Origin of the sequence: Pseudolabrys sp. (genome assembly GCF_035943735.1) — a bacterium.
GTDB lineage: Bacteria > Pseudomonadota > Alphaproteobacteria > Rhizobiales > Xanthobacteraceae > Pseudolabrys.
In genome coordinates this window covers 196,332-219,101 of record NZ_DASZBV010000006.1, presented here as the reverse complement: position 1 = coordinate 219,101, position 22,770 = coordinate 196,332, and the positions used below count along the sequence as shown (strand labels likewise).

The 22,770-nt window shown below is 67.3% G+C and carries 12 protein-coding genes; 8 read left to right on the top strand and 4 right to left on the bottom strand.

The features are described 5' to 3' along the window. Positions 1–87 precede the first annotated feature (87 nt). The gene (locus VGV41_RS04035; RefSeq protein ID WP_326862368.1) at positions 88–3,639 is read right to left on the bottom strand and encodes a DUF3971 domain-containing protein; all 3,552 of its coding nucleotides are present in this window, start codon (positions 3,637–3,639) and stop codon (positions 88–90) included. 159 nt (positions 3,640–3,798) lie between these two features. Here VGV41_RS04035 and VGV41_RS04030 point away from each other — a divergent pair, with 159 nt between their 5' ends. The 5 genes from VGV41_RS04030 to VGV41_RS04010 all read left to right on the top strand — a co-directional run bounded on the left by VGV41_RS04030 (position 3,799) and on the right by VGV41_RS04010 (position 10,451). After that, the gene (locus tag VGV41_RS04030) at positions 3,799–4,269 is read left to right on the top strand and encodes a peroxiredoxin (RefSeq protein WP_414705055.1); all 471 of its coding nucleotides are present in this window, start codon (positions 3,799–3,801) and stop codon (positions 4,267–4,269) included. Positions 4,270–4,374: 105 nt separating this feature from the next. Next, positions 4,375–5,709, top strand: coding sequence for a M23 family metallopeptidase (locus VGV41_RS04025; protein WP_326862367.1), 1,335 nt, complete (start codon positions 4,375–4,377; stop codon positions 5,707–5,709). 79 nt (positions 5,710–5,788) lie between these two features. Beyond that, positions 5,789–7,948: a carbamoyltransferase C-terminal domain-containing protein gene (locus VGV41_RS04020; RefSeq protein WP_326862366.1), complete on the top strand. Its 2,160-nt coding sequence runs from the start codon at positions 5,789–5,791 to the stop codon at positions 7,946–7,948. A 31-nt stretch (positions 7,949–7,979) separates the two neighbouring features. After that, positions 7,980–9,095 (top strand): 5-methyltetrahydropteroyltriglutamate--homocysteine S-methyltransferase, encoded by a 1,116-nt coding sequence (locus VGV41_RS04015; protein ID WP_326862365.1) that lies wholly within the window; start codon positions 7,980–7,982, stop codon positions 9,093–9,095. 108 nt (positions 9,096–9,203) lie between these two features. Beyond that, on the top strand, positions 9,204–10,451 hold the full coding sequence (locus VGV41_RS04010) for an MFS transporter (protein WP_326862364.1): 1,248 nt from the start codon (positions 9,204–9,206) through the stop codon (positions 10,449–10,451). A 9-nt stretch (positions 10,452–10,460) separates the two neighbouring features. Here the strand turns inward: VGV41_RS04010 and prfB are convergent. After that, positions 10,461–11,592 (bottom strand): peptide chain release factor 2 gene (gene prfB, locus VGV41_RS04005; RefSeq protein WP_326862363.1). Its coding sequence is split into 2 segments (ribosomal slippage): positions 10,461–11,522 and positions 11,524–11,592, totalling 1,131 coding nucleotides; the frame shifts between segments, so codons are not numbered across the junction. 138 nt (positions 11,593–11,730) lie between these two features. On the opposite strand from prfB, the gene VGV41_RS04000 reads away from it, so the two are divergent. Next, on the top strand, positions 11,731–13,089 hold the full coding sequence (locus VGV41_RS04000) for a hypothetical protein (RefSeq protein ID WP_326862362.1): 1,359 nt from the start codon (positions 11,731–11,733) through the stop codon (positions 13,087–13,089). Positions 13,090–13,104: 15 nt separating this feature from the next. On the opposite strand, the gene VGV41_RS03995 is transcribed toward VGV41_RS04000, so the two are convergent. Both VGV41_RS03995 and VGV41_RS03990 read right to left on the bottom strand, forming a co-directional pair. Then, the gene (locus VGV41_RS03995) at positions 13,105–15,609 is read right to left on the bottom strand and encodes a penicillin-binding protein 1A (protein WP_326862361.1); all 2,505 of its coding nucleotides are present in this window, start codon (positions 15,607–15,609) and stop codon (positions 13,105–13,107) included. 169 nt (positions 15,610–15,778) lie between these two features. Further along, the gene (locus VGV41_RS03990; RefSeq protein ID WP_326862360.1) at positions 15,779–17,026 is read right to left on the bottom strand and encodes an N-acetylmuramoyl-L-alanine amidase; all 1,248 of its coding nucleotides are present in this window, start codon (positions 17,024–17,026) and stop codon (positions 15,779–15,781) included. 617 nt (positions 17,027–17,643) lie between these two features. Here VGV41_RS03990 and VGV41_RS03985 point away from each other — a divergent pair. Together VGV41_RS03985 and VGV41_RS03980 are read left to right on the top strand one after the other, a co-directional pair. Further along, complete coding sequence (locus VGV41_RS03985; protein WP_326862359.1) at positions 17,644–20,598, top strand: Rne/Rng family ribonuclease; 2,955 nt, start codon at positions 17,644–17,646, stop codon at positions 20,596–20,598. 18 nt (positions 20,599–20,616) lie between these two features. After that, positions 20,617–22,671, top strand: coding sequence for a bifunctional aldolase/short-chain dehydrogenase (locus VGV41_RS03980; protein WP_326862357.1), 2,055 nt, complete (start codon positions 20,617–20,619; stop codon positions 22,669–22,671). Positions 22,672–22,770: the final 99 nt, after the last annotated feature.

Sequence of the window (22,770 nt, the reverse complement as noted above, 5' to 3'; positions counted from 1 at the left end):
CCCTGACTGCAGCGGAGGCTAACGTAGATGGCATGAGTCTGAGAAGATGCCTCGGCGCAGCGCCCGCCGGCGACCGGAAGGATGCCTTTACCGCGTCGGCGGGATGAAGTTGCGGTCGAATGAGCCCGGCGACGGTATGAACTTGCGCAACAGGCCCGGCGCGATCGCCGACACCGGATTGACGGTGATGCGCGGCGCCGACGGCGAACCGACCGCCTCGTAGTTGATGCCGAGCAGGCCTTCGTTGCTGCCGCCGCCGAGGAACAGCCCGACGATCGGGATCTGCCCGAACATGTTGTTGAGCCCATAGAACGGCACGAAGGTGCCGCGCAGGTGCACGTCGTTGCGCGCGTAGTCGATCTGCCCTTCGATGGTGGCGCCGACCAGCGGCCCGCGCAGTACGCCGTCGCGCACCGCCATCTTGCCGGGGAAGCGCGTGAAGTCGACATGCGCCTCGGAGAACTCGACCGAATTGTTGTTGGCGTTGGGCGCGCCGGCGACGACGCGCTGCAGCGTCGGCTCGCCGCGCACCACGAAATTGCGCACAAAGAGCGTGCCGATCTGCGGCGTCTGATCCTGCGTCGGCGGATCCATCGCCACCCACATCTGGCCGCCATACATGCGCGGATACATGTCGGTGAAGCGGAACAGCGCGCCGGCATCCGATGTCTCGAAATAGATGACCGGATGGTTGTCGCGCGCGCGCACGCGCATGTCGCCGATCAGCGGCGTGTCGCGGCCGATCTTGGCGTTGAGGTTGAAGGCACGGATATGGCCGCCGCGGCGCGACATCGACAAATCGAGCCCGCGCAGCGTCTCGCCGTTGTGACCGGCGACGGTGCCGATCTTGACGTCGAGGTCGAGGTCCGGCTGCTTCTTGCGGCCGTTGTCGACGGCGTTGGCCATCGACGACTTCACGAAGCTGCGGCCGTCGTAGAGGTCGCCGCGCATCACGACCTTGAGCACGCCCTTGCTGTCGCGGTCGGCCTTGAGCGTCAGCTTGTCGTTGTCCGACAGGCCGAAGACGGGGAAATTGACTGCGGTGATGTTGCCGGAAGTGTCGAGATCGACGGTGCCCTGCACATTGGCGCCGCTGCCGTCGATGACGAGGTTGTCGAGGTGCACGCCCTTGGCGCCCTTGTCGAGCGTGAACTTCGCGTGCGCGGGCCGTCCCGCCGCCTTCTCCCAGCCCGGGAACAGGTCGTCGATCTTCACCGGCGTCAGGTCGGCGTCGACCGCCATGCGCTCGTCGGTGACGTCGCTGCCGACCAGCGCCGTCATGCGGATCGGAATGGCGCCGGCGACCGCGCTGCCGACGTCGAAGCCGAGCCGGCGCCGCGCCGCCTCGTCGAGTTTCGCCGCCAGGTGCACCGCAGCGTCGGCGTCACCCTTCTTGCGGACCACCTCGACGCTCGCCGGCGTGCCATTGATGCGCACGTCGCCGGCGATCCGGTAGCCGTCACTCGTCGCACTGGCCTTGAGCGCGGTGGCCTCGATCTTCTGGCCCGGCACCAGTTTGTCGGCCCCAAAATTGGTGACGTCGGCGGCAATCGCATACGTGAAGGCGTCGGCGGGGACGTCCTTGCCGATCGGGAAGTCGAGGTTGACCGTGGCCGTGACGGCGCCACGGGTCGTCGCCGGATCGAGCGACAGCCCGACCTTGTCGCGCAGGCCATCGCCGGCGAGCAACGCCGCGGCGGCGGGAACGGTGCCGTCGATACGGAAATTGACGTGCGCCGGCGTCGCTGGCTTCAGATGCGTGTCCGGCACGGAGAACACGCCGCCGGCAATGTTGAGCTTGCGCCCGGGCGCCACCTCGACAGTGCCGCGTCCGAGATTGACGGTAGCGTTGCCGCCGGTGACATGGATTGTGAGGTCGGCGTCGCGGATCGCCGGCAGCCTCGGCAGCGGCTTGACCGTCATGCCGCTCGTCTCGACATCGATCGACAGGCCGTCTTCCGACATCGGCGGCCCTTTGGGATTGAACTGCGACAGCGGCGCGTTGCCGGCGATCACCACCCGCTCGACAATGCCGCCCGACATGTGCGCGAGGACCCAGTTGCGCACCGGCGTCGAGATGAAGGACGGCCACAGCCGCTTCATCGCCCACGTCGGCATGCGGTTGCCGGCAACGCCAAAGGCGAGCCGCGGATCGGCGGCGCCCAGATCGAGACTGCCGGAGAAGGCGACGCCGACATTGTGCGTCGGCCGCGTGTCGTTGCGGCGCAGATCGGCCTGGTCGAGGTCGATGCGCTTCTTCACCGTGTCGATGGTCAGGTGCAGGTTGGCGCGATTGAGCGCAAGGCTCTCTTCATCGGAGCCTGTCGGCGGCGCGAGAATGATCGGATCGATCACGGGATCGTCGCGGGTGATACTGGCGGTCCAGATGCCATCGCGCGTCGCCGACGGCGGATCCACCAGTGCGCGCATCGTGAACTGGTTGCCGCCGGAGGTGACCTGGAACGGCACCAGGATTGTGTGACGGCGGATATCCCAGTTGAAGCGGATGTCGGCGCGATCGATGTGCAGATGGAAATCGGGATCGCTCTGGTCGACGATGTTGCCGGCTTCGGCCAACACTTCGCCGGTCACCACCTGCGGCGTGCCGTCCGAGGCGATGTCGGCTCGCACGCTCGCCGACACCGGCAGGTCGGCTGACAAACCGTTCTCGCTCAGGCGCAGCGCCAGCATGAGATCGCGCGTCGACACCTTGCGCGCCTCGATGCCGACGGCGCGCTCGCCGTCGGCGAGCGGACGCATGGCGGCGCTGATCACCCACGGCCGTTTCGGCGCATCGGATTCGATCTTGAACATGATGCCGCCCTGCCCCGGCCGCATCAGGCTGGCGTTGATGTGGTCGAAGGTCCAGCGTTTGCCGTTGCGCTGGTCGTCGACCACCAGATTGCCGTCTTTGAGGCCGAGTTCGTGCAAATCGTGGCCGTCGAGGCCCCTCGCCGCGATCTTGTCGAGCCAACTGAGAGCGCCGGCGACGTCCTCGACGCCGCTGCGCACCGCCGGAGGCGCCGTCTTGCCGCCGGGGCCTGTCGAAGACGGCGGCGTCACCTCATGCACCGGCGCGTGCGCGGTGGCGATCGGCTTGTTTTCGGCGCCGGCAAACACGGTGACGCGTCCGTCGCGCTCGATGCGGATCGACATCTCGGCGCCGACCAGATTCAGACTCTCGGCCGCGATGTGACCGGAGAACAGACTGACGGCGGAGAGGCCGACCTCCGCTTTCGGTGCGCTGGCGACCACGGTTCCGTCGACGTCGCGCACGACGATGTCGCGGATGCGCACCGTCGGCCGTCCCTTCTCGTTGCGCTCGATCTGGGTGCCGCCGACGGCGACCGTGTACTGGCTGCCGAAATTGTCCTGCATGGCGGCCTTGAGCCACGGCGTGGCCATGTCGACTTCGATCGGGCCGCTGGCGAGCCGCCACCACAGGCCAAGCACCGCGACGACGCCGATGCACAAGGCCGCGACCGAGCCGAGGAATATCCGCCAGATCCACTTGCGGTGCAGCACCCGCCACGAGACGCGGCCGAAGCGGAGCATGCGACGCTTGACCACGACGCGCGCGTGGTGCGCGGCCGCATGAGCCTTGTGCGGGTGCCCGTGGTCGTGGACCGTGCCTGTCATACCCTCTGTGCGCCCCTATCCGGGCGCACCATCGCCCGCCGGCCCGGGAAAAGCGGCCCGGCTTGGTTCTGCGGCTGAACGTCGTGGAGCCCGTTGCGCCCCTCCGACGCAAGTGGCATCAGCGACATTGACGGGCCGAAAACGACGAAAGGAAGGCACATGGCGCGCGAAATCGGCGTCGGCGACAAGGCACCGGCCTTCGCGCTGCCGCGCGACGGCGGCGGAACGGTCTCGCTGAAGGACTTCAAGGGCCGCAATCTCGTCCTCTATTTCTATCCGAAGGCGGACACCCCCGGCTGCACCCGCGAGGCGATCGACTTCAGCAAATTGCGCCCGGCCTTCGCCCGCGCGGGAACCGACATTCTGGGCGTCTCGGCCGACCCGGTCCCGGCGCAGGACAAGTTCAAGACCAAGCACAAGCTCTCGGTCGCCCTCGCCTCGGACGAGGACAAGGCCATGCTCGAGGCCTACGGGGCCTGGGGCGAGAAGACGCTGTATGGGCGCAAATTCATGGGCGTGATTCGCAAGACGGTTCTGATCGACGGCCAGGGCCGCGTCCGGCACATCTGGCCAAAGGTAAAGGTCGACGGTCACGCCGAGGAGGTACTCGAAACCGTCCGTGCACTATAATCCCCTGCTTTTGCAGGTAAATCGGTCATGGCCCGATTCGCATTACCCCTTCCTTAACCATATCGGGGCGATATCGGCACTCCGACCCTTCGCGCGGAGTGTTTCGTGTCCCAGCCGTCTCACGCGTCGCGCCCCCGCGGCGCCAACCACGCCATCCACGCCGCCTCCCGCGGGCACGCGCAGACGGCGGCCTCGGTGTCGCGGGCGCTCAACCGGCCACGCGGCGGCGACTACACTCTGGTGCATGCGGGGCGGCAGGTGCGCGTCGGCCCGATCGCCTTCTGGATCGTCGTCGGCACGCTCGTCATCATGGGCGTGTGGACGATCGGCACCGGCACCTATTTCGCCTTCCGTGAGAGCGTGCTCGCGCGGCTGATGGGCCATCAGGCGCAGATGCAATACGCCTACGAGGACCGCATCGCCGAACTGCGCGCGCAGGTCGACCGCATCACCAGCCGTCAGTTGCTCGATCAAGAGCAGTTCGAGCGCAAGCTCGACGCGCTGCTCAAGCGCCAGTCCGTGCTCGAGAACCGCACCTCGGCGCTGACCGCCGACGGCATCACCACCGGCTCCGTGCGCGGCCTGCGCGGCAGCGAGCCGATGAAGCAATCGAAGGCCAAGCCGATCAGCGACACCGTGCTGTTCATGGCGCCACCCGACCGCGAAGCGCGGCTTGCCTCGCGCGATGTTCAGACCGCGATGAACGACCCGCTGCAGACCGCCAAAGCCGGCGGCCTCGACGGCATTCTCGAGCGCGTGTCGCGCTCGCTCGACAAGGTCGAGCAGCGGCAGAACGCCGTGCTGGCGCAGGCGGAAGAGCACGCCGGCAGCAAAATGAACCGCATGAAGACCGTGCTCGACGACCTCGGCGTCAACATCCACAAGGTGTCACTGCGCGGCGTCGGCGGTCCCTTCGTGCCGCTGAAGCCGCCGCGCGCCGGCGCCAGCGATTTCGATCGCGAGCTCTATCACGTGGCGATCGCCCGCGCCGAAGCCGACCGCTATCAGCAGGCGCTCGGCACCGTTCCGGTGCGCAAGCCGCTGCCCGGCGAACTGGAAATGACCTCCCCGTTCGGCGTGCGCATGGATCCGTTCCTCGATCGCCCCGCGATGCATCCCGGCGTCGACCTGCGCGGCGAAATGGGCCAGCCGGTGCATGCCACAGCCAACGGCCGCGTCAGCATGGCCGGCCGCGACGGCGGCTACGGCAACATGGTCGAGATCAACCACGGCAACGGCCTGACCACCCGTTACGGCCACCTCTCCGAAATCGACGTGAAGGTCGGCCAGGACATCCGCGCCGGCCAGGTGATCGGCAAGGTCGGCTCGACCGGCCGCTCGACCGGCCCGCATTTGCATTACGAATGCCGCGTCAACGGCGAGGTCGTCGATCCGCAGAAGTTCCTGCGCGCCGGCGTCCGCCTCGGCGGCCTGATCTGAGGGGCGGCCCGGCGGTTGCCTTCGGCAGCCGGCTGCTCCAAAAGGCTTCCTGCACAAACGAGTTGAGGGGTGACGCGGCATGCGGGTCGGACCACGCCATCCGCGGCTGGGCGCGGCTGGGTTCAAACTCGCACTGGCGCTGTTCGAGCCGTTCTATCGCCGCCGCGCCATTCATCGCGCCGACAGCGTCGTCGCGCGCGCGACGATCGCGGCGATCCGCGCCAAGATCGAGCGCGGCGAGACCGCCTACCTCGCCGGTGTCTCCGCCGCCGGAATGCACAATTCCGGCGTAGCGCTCGTGTCGGTGACGCGCGAAGACGGCCCCACCCTCCTCCTCAACAACGAGGAAGAGCGCTTCTCCGGCACCAAACACACGACCGAATATCCGCGGCAGTCGATCACCGCGATGCTCGAGGCGCTCGCCGAGCGCGGCCTCACGCATGCCGACATCGACGGCTGGTTCGCCTCCTGGGACAGCGCCGCGTTCTGCGCCACGTTGGTCCGCAGCGTGCTCGAGGAATTGCCCGGCACCTGGCCGATGCTGAAGAACGAGCCGACGCCGGTGTTCAGCCTGCGCGATCTCGATCGCGGCATGCGCGCGGCGCGCCGCATCGGCGAGCAGCTTGGCCGTTCGCCGGTGCCGCTGATCGCGACGCCGCATCACGACAACCACGCCTGGTTCTCCTACGCCGCCTCGCCCTTCGCCAAAGACGGCGGCCGCGTACTCGTCGCCGTGCTCGACGGCGTCGGCGATACCGGCTCGATCTCGTTCTACCTGTGCGAAGGCGCGCGCATGCAGCGCCTCTTCTGCAACGACAGCGTGGCTGACTCGCTCGGCATCTTCTATTCGGTGATCTCCTCGACGCAGGGCGGCTGGACCTGGCTGTCGAGCGAAGGCCGCTACATGGGCGCGACCGCCTACGGCAACAACGACCGCGCCACCAACGCTTATTACAAGGCGCTGAAGCCGATCCTCGTGCTCGGCGACAACGGCGCGGTGCATGTCGACCGCGACCTCGCCAACTGGCAGTGCGACATCCTGCACCATCCCTATAAGCCCGGTCTCATCCGCATCCTCGGCGAGCCGATCGACTACAAGCAGATGTGGAATCCGGATGCGGTGCTGCGCGTCGAGGACATCCAGCACAAGGAGAACACGCAGGAGCGGCTCGACAAGGCGGCGGCAACGCAGATGGTCTACGAAGACGCGCTGATGCACGTGCTCGCGCATTTCATCAAGACCACGCAATGCGACCGCCTCGTCTTCTCCGGCGGACTCGGCCTCAATGCGCTCGCCAACATGCGGCTGCTCGAGCATTTCGACGCGGACTGGTTCCGCCGCGAGATGGGGCGGCCCGGGCAATTGCATCTGTGGCTGCCGCCGGTGCCGAACGACACCGGCGTCACAATCGGCGCCGCCTACATGGGGGCCTATCTCGCCGGCTACGGCATCGGCGCGCCGGCCGAGCATGCCTTCTATTGCGGCCTGCCGCCGAAGGACGCAGCGATCCGCGAGGCGTTCGCCGCCTGCCCGGACGTCGATTGCATCGAACTGAAGCCCTGCGACAGCGACGAAGCGCGCGCGGCCTACGCCGACTTCATGGCCTACATGACGGCGCAGGACGCGATCTTCGCGCTCTACCAGGGCGCCGCCGAGACCGGCCCGCGCGCGCTCGGCCATCGCTCGATCCTCGCCAATCCGTGCAACCCGAACACGCGCGCGAACCTGAACGCGCAGGTCAAGTATCGCGAGGCGATCCGGCCCTTGGCGCCGATGATGACGCTCGAAGCCGCGAAGCAGTTCTTCCAGTTGTCCGACGGCGCCAGCGACGCCGCCTGCAACGCCTACAACTACATGGTGCTCACGGCGCACGCCACGCCGGAAGCGCGTGCACGCATTCCGTCTGTGGTGCACGCCGACGGCACCGGCCGCATCGAGATCGTGCGCGAGAATACCGATCCGCTCACTTACGCTTATCTCAAGGCACTCGGCCGCCGCATCGGCGTCGAGGTCGCGGTCAACACGTCGTTCAACGTCGCCGGCCCGATCGCGCAGACGCCGCAGCAGGCGCTCGACACGCTGCGCCGCTCCAAGGGCCTCGACGCCGTGCTGATGTTTGCCGCCGAAGGCCCGGTCTACGCCGCGCTGCATGGCGGCTCAGACGGTTCGGGCGGTGCGCGCTTCCGGCAATGGCTCGCCGACTGGCAGCGCGAAACCGGGCAAACTCTGCAAATCTGACAAGAACACTGCACCGGGAGAAACCTCTGCAATGACCGCCCCGCCGTTCAAGGCCGATCACGTCGGCAGCCTGCTGCGCCCGAAGGCCCTGCTCGACGCGCGCGCCGCCCGGCAGGCCGGCACGCTCTCCGACGCCGCACTCAGGGAGATCGAGGACAAGGCCGTGCAGCACGCCGTCGCCCTGCAGAAGGACGTCGGCCTCCAGTGCTGCACCGACGGCGACTTCCGCCGCCGCCACTGGTTCATGGATTTCATCGAACGCATCGACGGCATCCGCTTCGGCGCGCCGATGGCGGTGCGCTTCAAGAGCACCGATGGCAGCGTCGAGTTCTCGCCGCCGCAGATGGAACTGCACGACAAGCTCAGGCGCACGCAGAGCCTCACCGGCAGCGACTTCGCTCAGGTAAAGCCGCTCGCCGACAAGGCCGGGCTGACGCCGAAGCAGACCATCCCTTCGCCGACTTTGCTGCACTACCGCTCGACGCGCTCGCGCAAGCACTCGACGATCTACCCGGATGTCGACGAGCTCTACGCCGACATCGCTCGCGTCTACCGCGAGGAGATCGCCGCGCTCTACGCCGCCGGCTGCCGCTATTTGCAGATCGACGAGACCAACCTGCCCGGCCATCTGTCCGATCCGAAGCTGCGCGAGCAGGCCAAGGGCGAAGGCGAGGACCCGGATGCGCTGGTTGCGCAGTACGCAAAACTGATCAACGAAACGATCCGCGACGTGCCGGCCGACATGACCGTCTGCATGCACATGTGCCGCGGCAATCACGCCGGCGGCTGGTTCGCCGAAGGCGGCTACGATCCGGTGGCGCGCACGACCTTCTCGACGGTCGACGTCGACGGCTTCTTTCTCGAATACGACACGCCGCGCGCCGGCTCCTTCGCGCCGCTGCAATATCTCGCCGGCGGCAAGATCGCCGTGCTCGGCCTCGTCACCACCAAGTCGCCGAAGCTCGAGAGCAAGGACGACCTGAAACGCCGGATCGAAGAGGCGTCGAAATACGTGCCGCTGGAGCGGCTCGCGCTCTCGCCGCAGTGCGGCTTCGCCTCGACGATCGAAGGCAATCCGCTCACCGAGGACGACGAGAAGCGCAAGCTGTCACTCATCGTCGAGACGGCGCGCGACGTCTGGGGCTAACGGGAACACCGCCGCCAGTTACCCGCAATCCCTGGTCCTGCCCTGCGGCGCCCCGCGTTGTCCGTGCGCGACTTTCCTGCCAGAAGGCGCGCCGGACAGGACTTCACGATGGACGCAAGGCCGCAGCACGACAGCGCCGACGACGCGCGTGAGACGCATGGCGAGGTCGGCTGGGAACGCAACCTCTGGGTCAGCGTCTTCGGCTCTTTCACCACCATCGTCGGCATGACGCTGCTCTTGCCATTCCTGCCGCTCTACGTCGAGGAACTCGGCGTCACGGGCCACGCCGACATCGTGCAATGGTCCGGCGTCGCTTTCAGCGCCACCTTCTTCACCGCCGCATTGTTCGCGCCGTTGTGGGGCCGGCTCGGCGATCTCTACGGCCGGAAGCTGATGCTCATCCGCGCCAGCCTCGGCATGACCATCGCGATCTCGCTCATCGGCACCGCGCAGAATGTGTGGCAGCTCGTCGGCTTGCGGCTGCTCACCGGCTTTCTCGGCGGCTATGCCTCGGGCGCCAACCTGCTCGTCGCCACGCAGACGCCGAAGGCGCGCACCGGCTGGGCGCTCGGCATGCTGTCCTCGGGCATGATGGCCGGCAATCTCGCCGGTCCACTGATCGGCGGCACGCTGCCGCCGCTCATAGGCATCCGCAATACCTTCTTCGCCGCCGGCGCGATGATCGCGGTGGCCTTCCTCGCCACCACCTTCCTCATCAAGGAAGAGAAACGTCCGCCGACGCACAAGGCCAAGAGCCGCGGCGGCTGGAGCGCCATCCCCGACAAGCGTCCGGTGATCGCGATGCTGGTGACCGGCTGCCTGCTGATGTTCGCCAACATGTCGATCGAGCCGATCATCACCGTCTACGTGGCGACCCTGGTCGACCAGGCGCACGTCACCTTCGTCTCGGGTCTGGCGATGTCGGCGGCGGCGCTCGGCAGCATCCTGTCGGCGTCACGCCTGGGCAAGATGGCCGACCGTGTCGGCCATTGGAACGTGCTGATCGGCTGCACCGTCGCCTCCGCCATCCTGCTCATCCCGCAGGCCTTCGTCACCGCCGGCTGGCAGCTCGTCGCCTTGCGCTTCCTCATGGGCCTGGCGCTCGGTGGGCTCCTGCCGTGCATCACCAGCGTGATCCGCCACAGTGTGCCGGTCGGCGTGGTCGGCGGCGTGCTGGGCTATGCGGTGTCGGCGCAGTTCGTCGGCCAGGTGGCGGGGCCGCTCGCCGGCGGCTTCGTCGGTGGCCAGCTCGGCATGCGCTCGGTATTCATCGGCACCTGCCTGCTGATGATCCTGGGCGCAGTTCTCAATATGGTCGTGCAGGCGCGGCTGCGCGCGGAAAAATCCGAGACCTGAGCGCCCGCCCTACTCCACGTCCTCGACGCTTTCCGGGCCGCCGCCGAACGCCTTCTGCGCCAGCGCCGCCTGCATGAACTCGTCGAGATCGCCGTCGAGCACGCCGCCGGTGTTCGAGGTCGAGACGCCGGTGCGCAGGTCCTTCACCATCTGATAGGGCTGCAGCACGTAGGAGCGGATCTGGTGGCCCCAGCCGATATCGGTCTTGGCCGCTTGCTCGGCCTCCGCCTTGGCTTCGCGCTTCTTCACCTCGATCTCGAACATCTTGGCGCGCAGCATGTCCCAGGCCATCGCGCGGTTGCGATGCTGCGAGCGGTCCTGCTGACACTTCACGACGATTCCGGTCGGCTCGTGGATCAGGCGCACCGCGGATTCGGTCTTGTTGACGTGCTGGCCGCCGGCGCCGCCGGAGCGCATGACCTCCATGCGCACATCCTTTTCTTCAATTTCGATCTTGATGCGGTCGTCGACCACCGGGAAGACGACGACGCTCGCGAAGGAGGTGTGCCGCCGCGCGTTCGAGTCGAAGGGCGAGATGCGCACCAGCCGGTGCACGCCGTTCTCGCTCTTGAGCCAGCCATAGGCGTTGCGGCCCTTGATCTGCACGGTGGCCGACTTGATGCCGGCGCCCTCGCCTTCGCTCTCTTCCAGCCAGTCGACCTTGTAGCCGTGCTGCTCGGCCCAGCGCACATACATACGCAGCAGCATGCTGGCCCAGTCATTACTCTCGGTGCCGCCGGCGCCGGCGTGCACTTCGAGATAACAGTCGTTGGCGTCGGCCTCGCCCGAGAGCAGGGCCTCGAGTTCGCGGCGCGATACTTCGGCTTTCAGCTTCTTGAGCTCGGCCTCGGCCTCGGTGACGGTGGCCTCGTCCTTCTCGGCTTCGCCGAGCTCGATCAAGGTGAGGTTGTCCTCGAGCGCCTGCTCCATGCGGCCGATGGCGGCGAGCTGGTCCTCCAGCGCGTCGCGCTCGCGCATCGTGCGCTGGGCGCGCTGCGAATCGTTCCAGAAATTGGGGTCTTCGGACTCTTTGTTCAGTTCGGCCAGACGCCGTTGCGCGGTATCGACGTCAAAGATGCCTCCTCAGCAGCCGCACCGACTGCTTGATTTCTTCGACCAGATTGACTGTTTCCGCGCGCATGATGGTCCTTTCGACGCCGTGGATGTAACGGCATCTCGCGGGTTTCGCAACCCGGGGCGCCGATTGACCCGGTCGCCGATGAAGCTAGAACGTACCGGCAGTTCAAGCCTGTTCGGCGGCCCAGACGGATAATCCCCATTGCAGTCCAAATCGCTGCTCAGGCAGATTCTACTCGCCGGCGTCCTGGCCGTGCTTCTCGTTCTGGCGCTGCAGCCTTTGTTCGTCGCCACCCTGGTCGTCACACGCAGTCATGCCGACCTTGCCGCGATCCGCGCGCATATCACCGAGGCTTATGCCGACGGCACCCTCGCGGCCGACGAACACCCGACGCGGTTCATGCAGGGCGGCGGCCACCAGTTCACCGAATGCACGGGTTTGCTGCTGTCCATCGACAATCAGCCCGACCCGCTGACCGCGGCGCTGTACCCGCAGTTGCACTCCAAGTACCGCGGCCCCTGCGTCGAGTTGCAGGGCATCGCCGCCGGCCACGAGACGGCCGACCGAACCAGCTATGCGCGCTACTGGCACGGCTACCGGGCGTACCTCTGGCCGATGCTGAGCCTATTCAGCCTGGACACCGTCCGCGCGATCAACGCCGTTCTTCTGTACGCGGCGACGCTCGTCTTCTTTCTCAGCCTGCGCCGCGCGATCGGCGCGACCCCGGCCGCAGCCTTCTTCATCGTTCTCCTGAGCCTGACCGACATCTGGCGCATGTGGAACATCACGACCCATGCCCTGAGCATGATGCTCATCCTGGCGGGCGCCGCGGTGTTCGCACGGCTCTATCCGCGCACGAGAAACGTCGTCCTCGCCATCGCCATGGCTGCGTTCTTCGGCGCGGTGTTCAATTTCGTCGATTTTCTCGTCAATCCGCCGCTGATGCCGATGCTGTTCGGCTTCATCGTCCTGGCCACCGAACTGCAGCGCCCGGTGCCGATCACCAGAGCCTGCGTCGGACCCGCAATGGTGAAGGCAGGCTTCGTGGTGCTCGCCTGGTTCGGCGCCTACGGCCTCACCTGGGCGAGCGAATGGGCGCTGGCGATCTGGATGTCCCCGAACGGACACCAGGCGGGACTGTCGATCCTCAAGGAGATCACGCTGCGCCTCTACGGGGTCGAGCCCGATTCCGTCGTGCCGATGTATCCGCTGGTGCCGACGCTGACGATGATCGTCCAGTCGTTCATTTCGGTCGGCAGCGTCACCGTCGCCGTCCTCGCATCTGCAATGATCGTGCACCTGCGTACGAACTGGTCGACGTTCGAATGGCGCCGCTTTCTCCTGTTGATCTCGCCGACGCTCGTCGCCACCGCGTGGTTCGAGATTCTCAACAACCACACGCAGACGCATTCGCATTTCACGTACCGCAGCGAATCCGCGGCAATCGCCATCATCTTCGCAGCGGCGGTGATGGCGACGAACGCGCCGGCGACCATCGGCTCGCTCCTGCGCAATCTGTGGCGGCGCGTCCGGCGAGGCGACGTCGAACCGGCGGTGTGAGCGACGGCGGAAGGCTCAGTAAAGCCCGCCGGTGCCGGTGCGGATGGCGCGGTCGGCGTCGGGCGACACGCCCCAGGAGCGGCCTCCCTGCGGACCCGGGATCACGCCCGGCCCGCCGCCTTGCACCGGCGCACCGTTGTCGCCGACGACGGCATAACCGTCGGGCGGCGCGGTGCCCGGCTTGAACGCCTCGAGGATGACCTTGGCGTCGCCCGGCTGCGCGCGCGCGCCGGTTTTCAGGTTGACGCGCACCAGCTTGAGGCCGGGCGGCACGCGGAACGGCACCGCCGGCTTGCCGGCGAGCGCCACCTTCATGAAGTCGCGCACGATCGGCGCTGCCACCGCACCGCCGGTCTCGCCGCGGCCGAGCGAACGCGGCTTGTCGTAGCCGACATAGACGCCGACCACGACATCCGGAGTAAAGCCGATGAACCAGGCGTCCTTGAAGTCGCTGGTGGTGCCGGTCTTGCCGGCGACCGGTTTGCCCACTTCTTTCTGAAAGCCGGCGCCGGCGGCGGTGCCGCGCAGCACGACGCCCTCCATCATCGAGGTGATCTGGTAGGCGGTCATCGGATCGATGACCTGCTCGCGCCGGTCGATCAGCGACGGCTCCGGCTGGTCCTGCCACTTCTTCGCATCGCAGCCGATGCACTCGCGCTTGTCGTGCCTGTAGACCGTCTGGCCGTAGCGGTCCTGGATACGGTCGATCAAGGTCGGCGTGATCTTGCGGCCGCCATTGTCGATCATCGCGTAGGCGGTGACCATGCGCATCAGGGTCGTCTCGCCGGCGCCGAGCGCGAAGGAGAGATAAGGCGGCAGGTTGTCGTAGACGCCGAAGCGCTTGGCATAGTCGGCGATCATCGGCATGCCGACGTCCTGCGCCAGCCGCACCGTCATCACGTTGCGCGAATGCTCGATGCCGAAGCGCAGCGTCGAGGGGCCGAAGAAGTCGTGCTCGTAGTTCTCCGGCTTCCAGACGCCGAGGCCCGGGCCCTGATCGATCTCGATCGGCGCGTCGAGCACCAGCGACGACGGCGTATAGCCGTTGTCCAGCGCCGCGGAATAGACGATCGGCTTGAACGAGGAGCCGGGCTGGCGCAGCGCCTGCGTGGCGCGATTGAACTGGCTCTGGTCGTAGGAGAAGCCGCCGACCATGGCGAGCACGCGGCCGGTCTGCGGATCCTCGACCACCATCGCGCCGGACACTTCCGGGACCTGTTCGAGCTTGTACTGGCCTTCGCCCTTCTCGGCCGGCGCTACGTAGACGACGTCGCCGCGCTCCAGCACCTGCCCGACTTTCGTCGGCACGCGGCCCTTGATCCTGGCCCACTTCAAGCCCTCGAGCGGCAGAATGCCGACGGTGCGATCCTTGCTGATGAAGCCGCCCGGCTCGCGCCCGGGCTGCAGCCCGATGCGCGCCGAATGATCGGCGACGTCCAGCACCACCGCCAGCCGCCAGGGTTCGACATCGTCGAGCGACTTCACGCCCACGAGCTTGACGCCCCAGTCGCCGCTCACATCGATCTTGGTGACGGCGCCGCGCCAGCCGTGCTTCTGGTCAAAATGTTCGAGACCGGCCTGCAGCGCGCGGCGCGCGATCTCCTGATATTTCGGATCGAGCGTGGTGCGCACCGACAGGCCGCCTTCGTACAGCTTCTTCTCGCCGTACTTGTCGAACAGCTCGCGGCGCACCTCCTCGGAGAAATACTCCGCATCGGTGACGTGGGCGGTGGTCGCCGCCTTGGTGGTGACGCCGAGCGGCGTCTGCTTGGCCTTCTCCGCGTCCGGCTGCTTGATGAAGCCGGCCTCCGCCATGCGGTCGATCACCCAGTTGCGCCGATCGAGGGCGCGCTCGCGCTGGCGGAACGGATTGTAGTTGTTTGGCGCCTTCGGCAGCGTCGCGAGGTAGGCGGCTTCCGGAATGGTCAGCTCGTTCACCGATTTGTCGAAATAGGTGAGCGAGGCGGCGGCGATGCCGTAGGCGCCGAGCCCGAGATAGATTTCGTTGAGATAGAGTTCGAGGATCTTGTCCTTCGAATAGGTGCGCTCGATCTTGAGCGCCAGCAGCGCTTCCTTGATCTTGCGCGTCAGCGACACCTGATTGGTGAGCAGGAAGTTCTTGGCGACCTGTTGCGTGATGGTCGAGGCGCCCTGCGGGCGGCGGCCCGAGCCGTAGTTCTCGATGAAGGACAGCGACGCGCGGGCGATGCCACCGAAGTCGAGGCCGCCGTGATGGTAGAAGTTGCGGTCCTCGGCGGCGAGGAAGGCGTGGATGACGAGCTTCGGCACCGCCTGGATCGGGATGTAGAGGCGCCGCTCGCGGGCATATTCGGCGAGCAGCGAACCGTCGGCCGCGTGCACGCGCGTCATCACCGGCGGCTCGTAGTTCTTCAGCTGCGTGTAGTCCGGCAGGTCCTTGGAGAAATGCCAGAGCAAGCCGGCGACCGCGCCCACGCCGACCACGAACACGATCGTGCCGGCGGCGAACAGGAAGCCGAAAAAGCGCAGCAAAAGCCTCATGAACGAATGGTCCCGTATTCCGGAATGGCCGGATATGCGAGGCGGCCCCGCGCGGCGAGCGCCGGTCCGCCGCAAAGGTCGGTCCCCGCCTCGCCGCCCCTTCCCGAAGCTGCGGCAGCGGTCAGTGATTGCCCGGTTTTATGTTGAAACTGAGGCCGTTGGCTGGGTGTCACCGGCTGCCTCCCGCGGCCGAAGCCGCTGCCGTGCCGGCAAGGCGCGGCGCGAAGAAATGGTCCACCGCCTGCGCCAGTTCGTCCGCAGTGTTCGCCCGCCATTGCGGCGATTCCAGATGCGTCAGATCGGAGCGGTTCGACATGTAGCCGAGTTCGAGCAGCACCGACGGCACGTCCGGCGCCTTGAGCACGACGAAGCCGGCCGACTTCATCGGCCGCTTGTGCATCGGGGTATGGCCCTTGAATTGGTCCACGACCGTGTGCGCGAACTTCAGCGAAAAGGTCTTGGTCTCGCGCTGCGCCAGGTCGACCAGGATGTTGGCGACGTCGTCGGGCTCGGAGGCGAGATCGACGCCGGCGATCACGTCGGACTTGTTCTCGTCGTCCGCCATGCGTGCCGCCTCGGCGTCGGAAGCGTGTTCGGACAGGGTGTAGATGGTCGCACCGTCCGCCTGGCCTTCCTTCTTGGGCAGCGAGTCGGCATGGACCGAGATGAACAGCGAGGCGTTGTGCGCGCGGGCAAAGCGCACCCGGTCGTTGAGCGGGATGTAGCTGTCGTCGCCGCGCGTCATCAACACGCGGTATTTGCCGCTCTGCGCCAGTCTGTCGCGCAACGTGCCGGCGAAGGCGAGCACGATGTCCTTTTCGTATGTGCCGTCGAGGCCATGCGTGCCGGTATCGATGCCGCCGTGGCCGGGATCGATGACGATGACCGGGCGCGGATCGCTGTCAGGCTGCACCGCAACCGCCTGTTTCGGCGCGTGGGCGGGCCGATTCTGCAGCGCCATGTTGCGCATGAAGCTGTCGCGGTCGGTGGCGGCGAGGTCGATGACGAGGCGCGCCGGCTGGCCGTCGGCCGCGGCCATGACGAAGGCGCGTTCGACGCGCACCGGTCCCTTGGTGTCGAGCACGATGCGCGAGCCGCCTGCCATGATCAGACCGTAGCGGAATTCCTTGATCAGCCCCCGCCCCTGCGCGCCGGCCTTGGCGGGGAGGTCGAAGGTGACCTGCGGCAGGTCGAGCACGATGCGATAGGGATCGGCCAGGGTGAAAGCGGCGATATCGACCTTGTGGTCGAGGTCCATGACGAAGCGGGTCTGCTTGTCGTCGCCGCCGACACGCACGGCGGTGGCGGTCGCCGATGCCGGCGTCATGGCGGCCGCACGGGCGTCCGGCACGGCGAACAGCCCGCCGACCGGCCCCGAAGCGAGGATGGCAGCCAAAATAAGCGCGCGGAGTGTCACGAATCCGACCCTTTGCGCAGTCTTCTAACGTATTTGAGACCTGCACAGTTAACGGAACCTGACCGCCGCGGTTGCTTTCCCCGCCGCTGTGCTCTCACGGTCATGGCGGCCGGCGTCGGGGAATGAACCCGTGCTTGCCATCCCCCGATTCAGGCCGTATGTAGGGATTGCTGACGGTTAAAAGTTCCGGTTGTGCCGCGTTTCGGGCCTCCGGCGCGCCAAATGTCCGTATCGCCCCCCTTGAGGAGCTAGGGCGAACGGCGGGCGGCAAAGCCAGACCCCTTGTGAAAGGACAACCCGGACCAGCGCCAACGGCCTCACGGCCTGCCCGCAACCGGACCGTTCAGCGCCGAGAAATCTGGGCTGCGCCCTTCGCGGGCGTGACCCTAGCGATACGGGTCGCATTTTTATGCTGCTGATGCAGCACAGGTCATTCGGGTCCCACCGCTCTCGCGAGTTGCTCGTGACGGCGCGTCTTGCGTCGGGACCGTCGGGATGGCCACCGCACCATGCGGCCTGCCCCTTCCACACCAATCAGGCCCTCTGCCTTGCGCCTTCTCCTGCGCCGGACCGGTCGCGCGAGTGCCCTGGACAGAATGGCCCAGTGAGATCTTGCTATGGCCGACAAAATGCTTATCGACGCAACCCATCCGGAAGAGACCCGGGTAGTCGTCGTGCGCGGCAATCGCGTCGAGGAATTCGACTTCGAGAGCGCCAACCGCAAACAGCTTCGCGGTAACATCTACCTCGCCAAGGTTACCCGCGTCGAACCGTCGCTGCAGGCGGCGTTCGTCGATTACGGCGGCAACCGGCACGGCTTCCTCGCCTTTTCGGAAATCCACCCCGATTACTATCAAATCCCGGTCGCCGACCGGCAGGCTCTGCTCGAGCAGGAAGCGCGCGACCAGCGCGAAGCCGACGAGGAGCACGAGCAGCGCCGTGCCGGTGGCCGCCGCCGCCGCCATCGCCAGCGTGGCTCCGACCGCAACCGCCGCGACCGCGGCGAAGTTGTGCAGAGCCAGCCTTACGCCGAGGGCGAGCCGCCGCACGACGAGAACGCCACGTCCGTGGCTGAAGCAACGTCCGCCGAACACACCGCCGCGCCGGTGAACGAAGCGGCGAGCGCTCCTGAGGCATCCGCTTTCGTCAGCGAAGAGCCGGCCGTCGAGGCTGCCGCCGAGATCCCGGCGCAGCACACACCCGCCAGCGAGTTCGAAGTCGCCCATGCCGGCGAAGCGATCCCGGTGGAGGACATGCCCACCGCCGAGGCGGAAGCGGCTCCCGTTCAAGCCGGCGAGAGTGCGCCGCACGACGAGGAGGAGGACCACGGGGACGACAACGGCGAGCATCACGACGACCACGATGAGCACGACGACAACGACGAGCACGAGGAAGAGGTCGTCGAGTCGGTCGGCGGCGCCGACGCGCTCGAAGAGGTGCAGGAGCGCGCGCCGCGCTTCCGCCGCCAGTACAAGATTCAAGAGGTGATCAAGCGCCGGCAGGTGATGCTGGTGCAGGTCGTCAAGGAAGAGCGCGGCACCAAGGGCGCGGCGCTGACCACCTATCTCTCGCTCGCCGGCCGCTATTCGGTGCTGATGCCGAACACCGCGCGCGGCGGCGGTATTTCGCGCAAGATCACGTCGTCCGAGGACCGCACGCGCCTGAAGGAAATCTCGCAGGAACTCGAAGTGCCGGAAGGCATGGGCGTGATCCTGCGCACCGCCGGCGCCAGCCGTACCAAGACCGAGGTCAAGCGCGACTTCGAATATCTGCTGCGGCTTTGGGAGACGGTGCGCGACCTGACGTTGAAGTCGACCGCGCCGAAACTCGTCTACGAGGAAGGCTCGCTCGCCAAGCGCTCGATCCGCGACCTCTACAGCAAGGACATCGACGAAATCATCGTCGCCGGCGAGGAAGGCTACAAGGAAGCGCGCGACTTCATGCGCATGCTCATGCCGAGCCATACGCGCAACGTGAAGCTCTACAAGGACACGCAGCCGCTGTTCACGCGCTACGGCGTGGAGAGCCAGCTCGACGCGATGTTCTCCCCCGTCGTGCAGCTGCGCTCCGGCGGCTACATCGTCATCAACCAGGCGGAAGCCTTGGTGGCGATCGACGTCAACTCGGGCCGCGCCACGCGCGAGCACCACATCGAGGACACCGCGCTCAAGACCAACTGCGAGGCGGCCGAGGAAGTCGCGCGGCAGCTTCGCCTGCGCGACCTCGCCGGCCTCATCGTCATCGACTTCATCGACATGGATGAGGGCCGCAACAACCGTACGGTCGAGCGCAAGGTGAAGGACGCGCTCAAGCACGACCGCGCCCGCATCCAGGTCGGCCGCATCTCGCATTTCGGTCTGCTCGAGATGTCGCGTCAGCGCATCCGCTCGTCGGTGCTGGAATCCTCGACCGAGAACTGCCCGGTCTGCGGCGGCACCGGCCACGTGCGCTCGGTCTCGTCGGTATCGCTGCAATGCCTGCGCGCCATCGAGGAAACGCTGATCAAGGGCGCCACGCATAACCAGATCGTGCGCACCCGCTCCGAGGTTGCGCTCTACATGCTCAACCACAAGCGCGCCCATCTGCGCGCTCTGGAGGAGCGCTTCCGCATCACCATCACGATCACGGCCGACCCCACCGTCACCGGTCAGCAGTCCTACGTCATCGACCGCGGCGAGCAGGTGCACTCGCCCGACGCCGCGCGCGCCATCGCCGCACAGGCGCAGGTTCAGCCGACTTTGACCGTCGAGGACGACGAGGAAGATCTCGGCCTGCCGGAAGAGACAGCCGAGGAGACCGAGGGCGAAGCCGAAGAGATCGGCGCTGCCGAAACCGACGGCGAAGGCGAAGCGCAAAGCGAGCGCGAAGGCGAACGCGAAGCCGGCGAGCAACGCCGTCGCCGCCGTCGTCGCGGCCGTGGGCGCGGACGTGGCGAAGGCCGCGAGGCGCGCGAGGGCGCGCCGGCGCAGGTCACGCCCGAGACCGACGCCGAGCACGAGGTTGCACACGAGGATCACGACGCCGGCTCGCCGGAAGAAGATGCGGCCGGGGAAGGCCAGCCGCGTGAAGGCGCGATGGCCGATAACGGAATTGGTGAGGATGGCCGCCGTCGCCGCCGTCGCGGCCGTCGTGGCGGCCGCCGCAACCGTCACCGCAATGGCGAAGGCTCCCAGGGCAACGGCAACGGTCACGAAGCCGGCGAGGAGCACGAGGCGCCCTTCGAAGCGGGCGTCCACGAGACCTCGGAAGGCGCGCCGCATCCGGTGCTGAGCGACGAGGACGCCATGGTGATGGCGCCGAGCTTCCCGCAGCCGACGCCGGTACATGCCGAGCCTGCTCCCGCCGCCGCACCGCGTGCGCAGGCCGCCGAGCCGGTGCCTGAGCCGACGCCGCGCCGCCGCTCGACCATCCGCGAACCCGCGCCGGTCGCGCCGCGAGAAGCCGCCACGCCCTCCCCGGCGCCGCAGCCTGCGCCTTCGCCGGTGGCGGAGCCTGTCGTCTCCAGCACGTCAGGCGAGCCGGCCTCGCCCAAGCGCGGCTGGTGGGGCCGCAAGCTTCTCGGCGACAAATAAAGAGTGGCGGGGCGGGCGATGAAATCCGCCTGGGTCGAGCGCGACGCCAAAGCAGCGGTCGAGCGCTACGGTCAGGCGGGAGTGCCCGCCGACCTGGCGCTGCGCGTCTACACGACGCAACTGCTCGGCCGCGATCCGAAGCTGGTGCTGCACGGCGGTGGCAACACCTCCGTGAAGCTCACGATGAAAGATCTCGTCGGCGAGGAAGCCGACGTGCTTTGCGTCAAGGGCTCGGGCTGGGACATGGGCACGATCGAGCCCGCCGGCCTGGCGGCGGTGCGGCTCAAGCCGCTATTGAAGCTGCGCGCGCGCGCGGCGGTGCCGGACGACGAGATGGTGCGCGTGCAGCGCGCCAATCTCATCGACCCGTCATCGCCCAATCCCTCGGTCGAGACGCTGCTGCACGCCTTCGTGCCGCACAAGTTCGTCGACCACACCCACGCCTCGGCCGTGCTGTCGCTGATCGATCAGCCGGACGGCGAGGAACGCGCGCGTGACGTCTACGGCGCGCGTATGGGCACCGTGCCCTACGTCCTGCCCGGCTTCGGGCTGGCCAAATTGTCGGCCGATGTGTTCGACAAGGATCCGAAGGTCGAAGGCCTGATCCTCGCCAGACATGGCATCTTCACCTTCGGCGCCGATGCGCGTGAAGCCTACGAGCGCATGATCGAGATGGTCACGCGCGCGGAAACGCATCTCGCGAAGAACCGCAAGGCGGTCTTCGTCTCGGGCGCGATCCCGCAGCAGGCGCTGTCAGTGACCGACATCGCGCCGGTGCTGCGCGGCGCCTGCGCCATCAAGGACGAGAAGAGCGAAGGCGCTTTCACGCGCTTCATCGTCGAATTCCGCGCGAGCGACACCATCCTCAATTTCGTCAATGGCCGCGACGTCGCCGACTATGCGCGGCGCGGCGTCATCACCCCCGACCATACCATCCGCACCAAGAACCGGCCGGTCGTGCTGCCTCAGGCCGATGCCAGCGACAGCGGCTGGCGCGACAAGGTACGCGCCGCGGTCGCGAGTTTCATCGACGACTACAAAACCTACTTTGCGCGGCAGAACGCGCGCGTCGGCGGCGGCCGCACCATGCTCGATCCGGCGCCGCGCGTCGCGCTCGTTCCCGGCGTCGGCCTCGTCGGCCTCGGCCGCACACAGAAGGATGCCAGGATCGCCGCCGATCTCGCCGAGGCGGCGGTCGAGACCATCACCGACGCCGAAGCGACCGGACGTTTCACGCCGATCGGCGAAGACGACATGTTCGATTGCGAATACTGGCCGCTGGAGCAGGCCAAACTCGGCGCGGCGAAGCCGCTGCCGCTCGCCGGCCAGATCGCCGTCATCACCGGCGCCGCCGGCGCCATCGGCGCGGCAACCGCGAAACTGTTCGCCGCGCAAGGCGCCGCAGTGGCGCTGTTCGACATCGGTGCCGCCGCCGTCGCCGAGATGGCCAAAAGCATTCCCGGCGCCCTCCCCCTCGCGTGCGACGTCACCGATGCACAGTCCGTCGCCGACGCCTATCGCAAGGTGGTCACCGCCTTCGGCGGTGTCGACATCCTCGTCTCCAATGCCGGCGCGGCCTGGCAGGGCAGGATCGGCGAGGTCGACGACGCCTTGCTGCGCAAGAGCTTCGAATTGAACTTCTTCGCGCACCAGACGATGGCGCGCGAGGCCGTGCGCATCATGCGCCTGCAGGGCACCGGCGGCTGCCTCTTGTTCAACGTCTCCAAGCAGGCGGTGAACCCCGGCCCCGCCTTCGGGCCCTATGGCCTGCCCAAGGCGGCCACCCTCTTCCTCGTGCGCCAGTACGCGCTCGACTACGGCGCCGAGGGCATCCGCGCCAACGCCGTCAATGCCGACCGCATCCGCTCCGGCCTGCTGACCGACGATTTCATCAAGGAGCGCTCGCAGGCGCGCGGCGTGTCGGAGAAAGACTACATGAGCGGCAACCTGCTCGGCCGCGAGGTCACCCCCGACGACGTGGCGCAGGCCTTCCTGGCGCAGGCGCTGGCGCTCAAGACCACCGCCGACGTCACTACCGTCGACGGCGGCAATATCGCTGCCGCACTGCGGTAGCGCGCGCCCGCCTCAAGTCGCCCACGCCTGTGGCCGCCCGGACACGCCGTCGCCGCCGATCCATGCTATCGTTCGACTCGAAAAGACGCCCCTACGGAG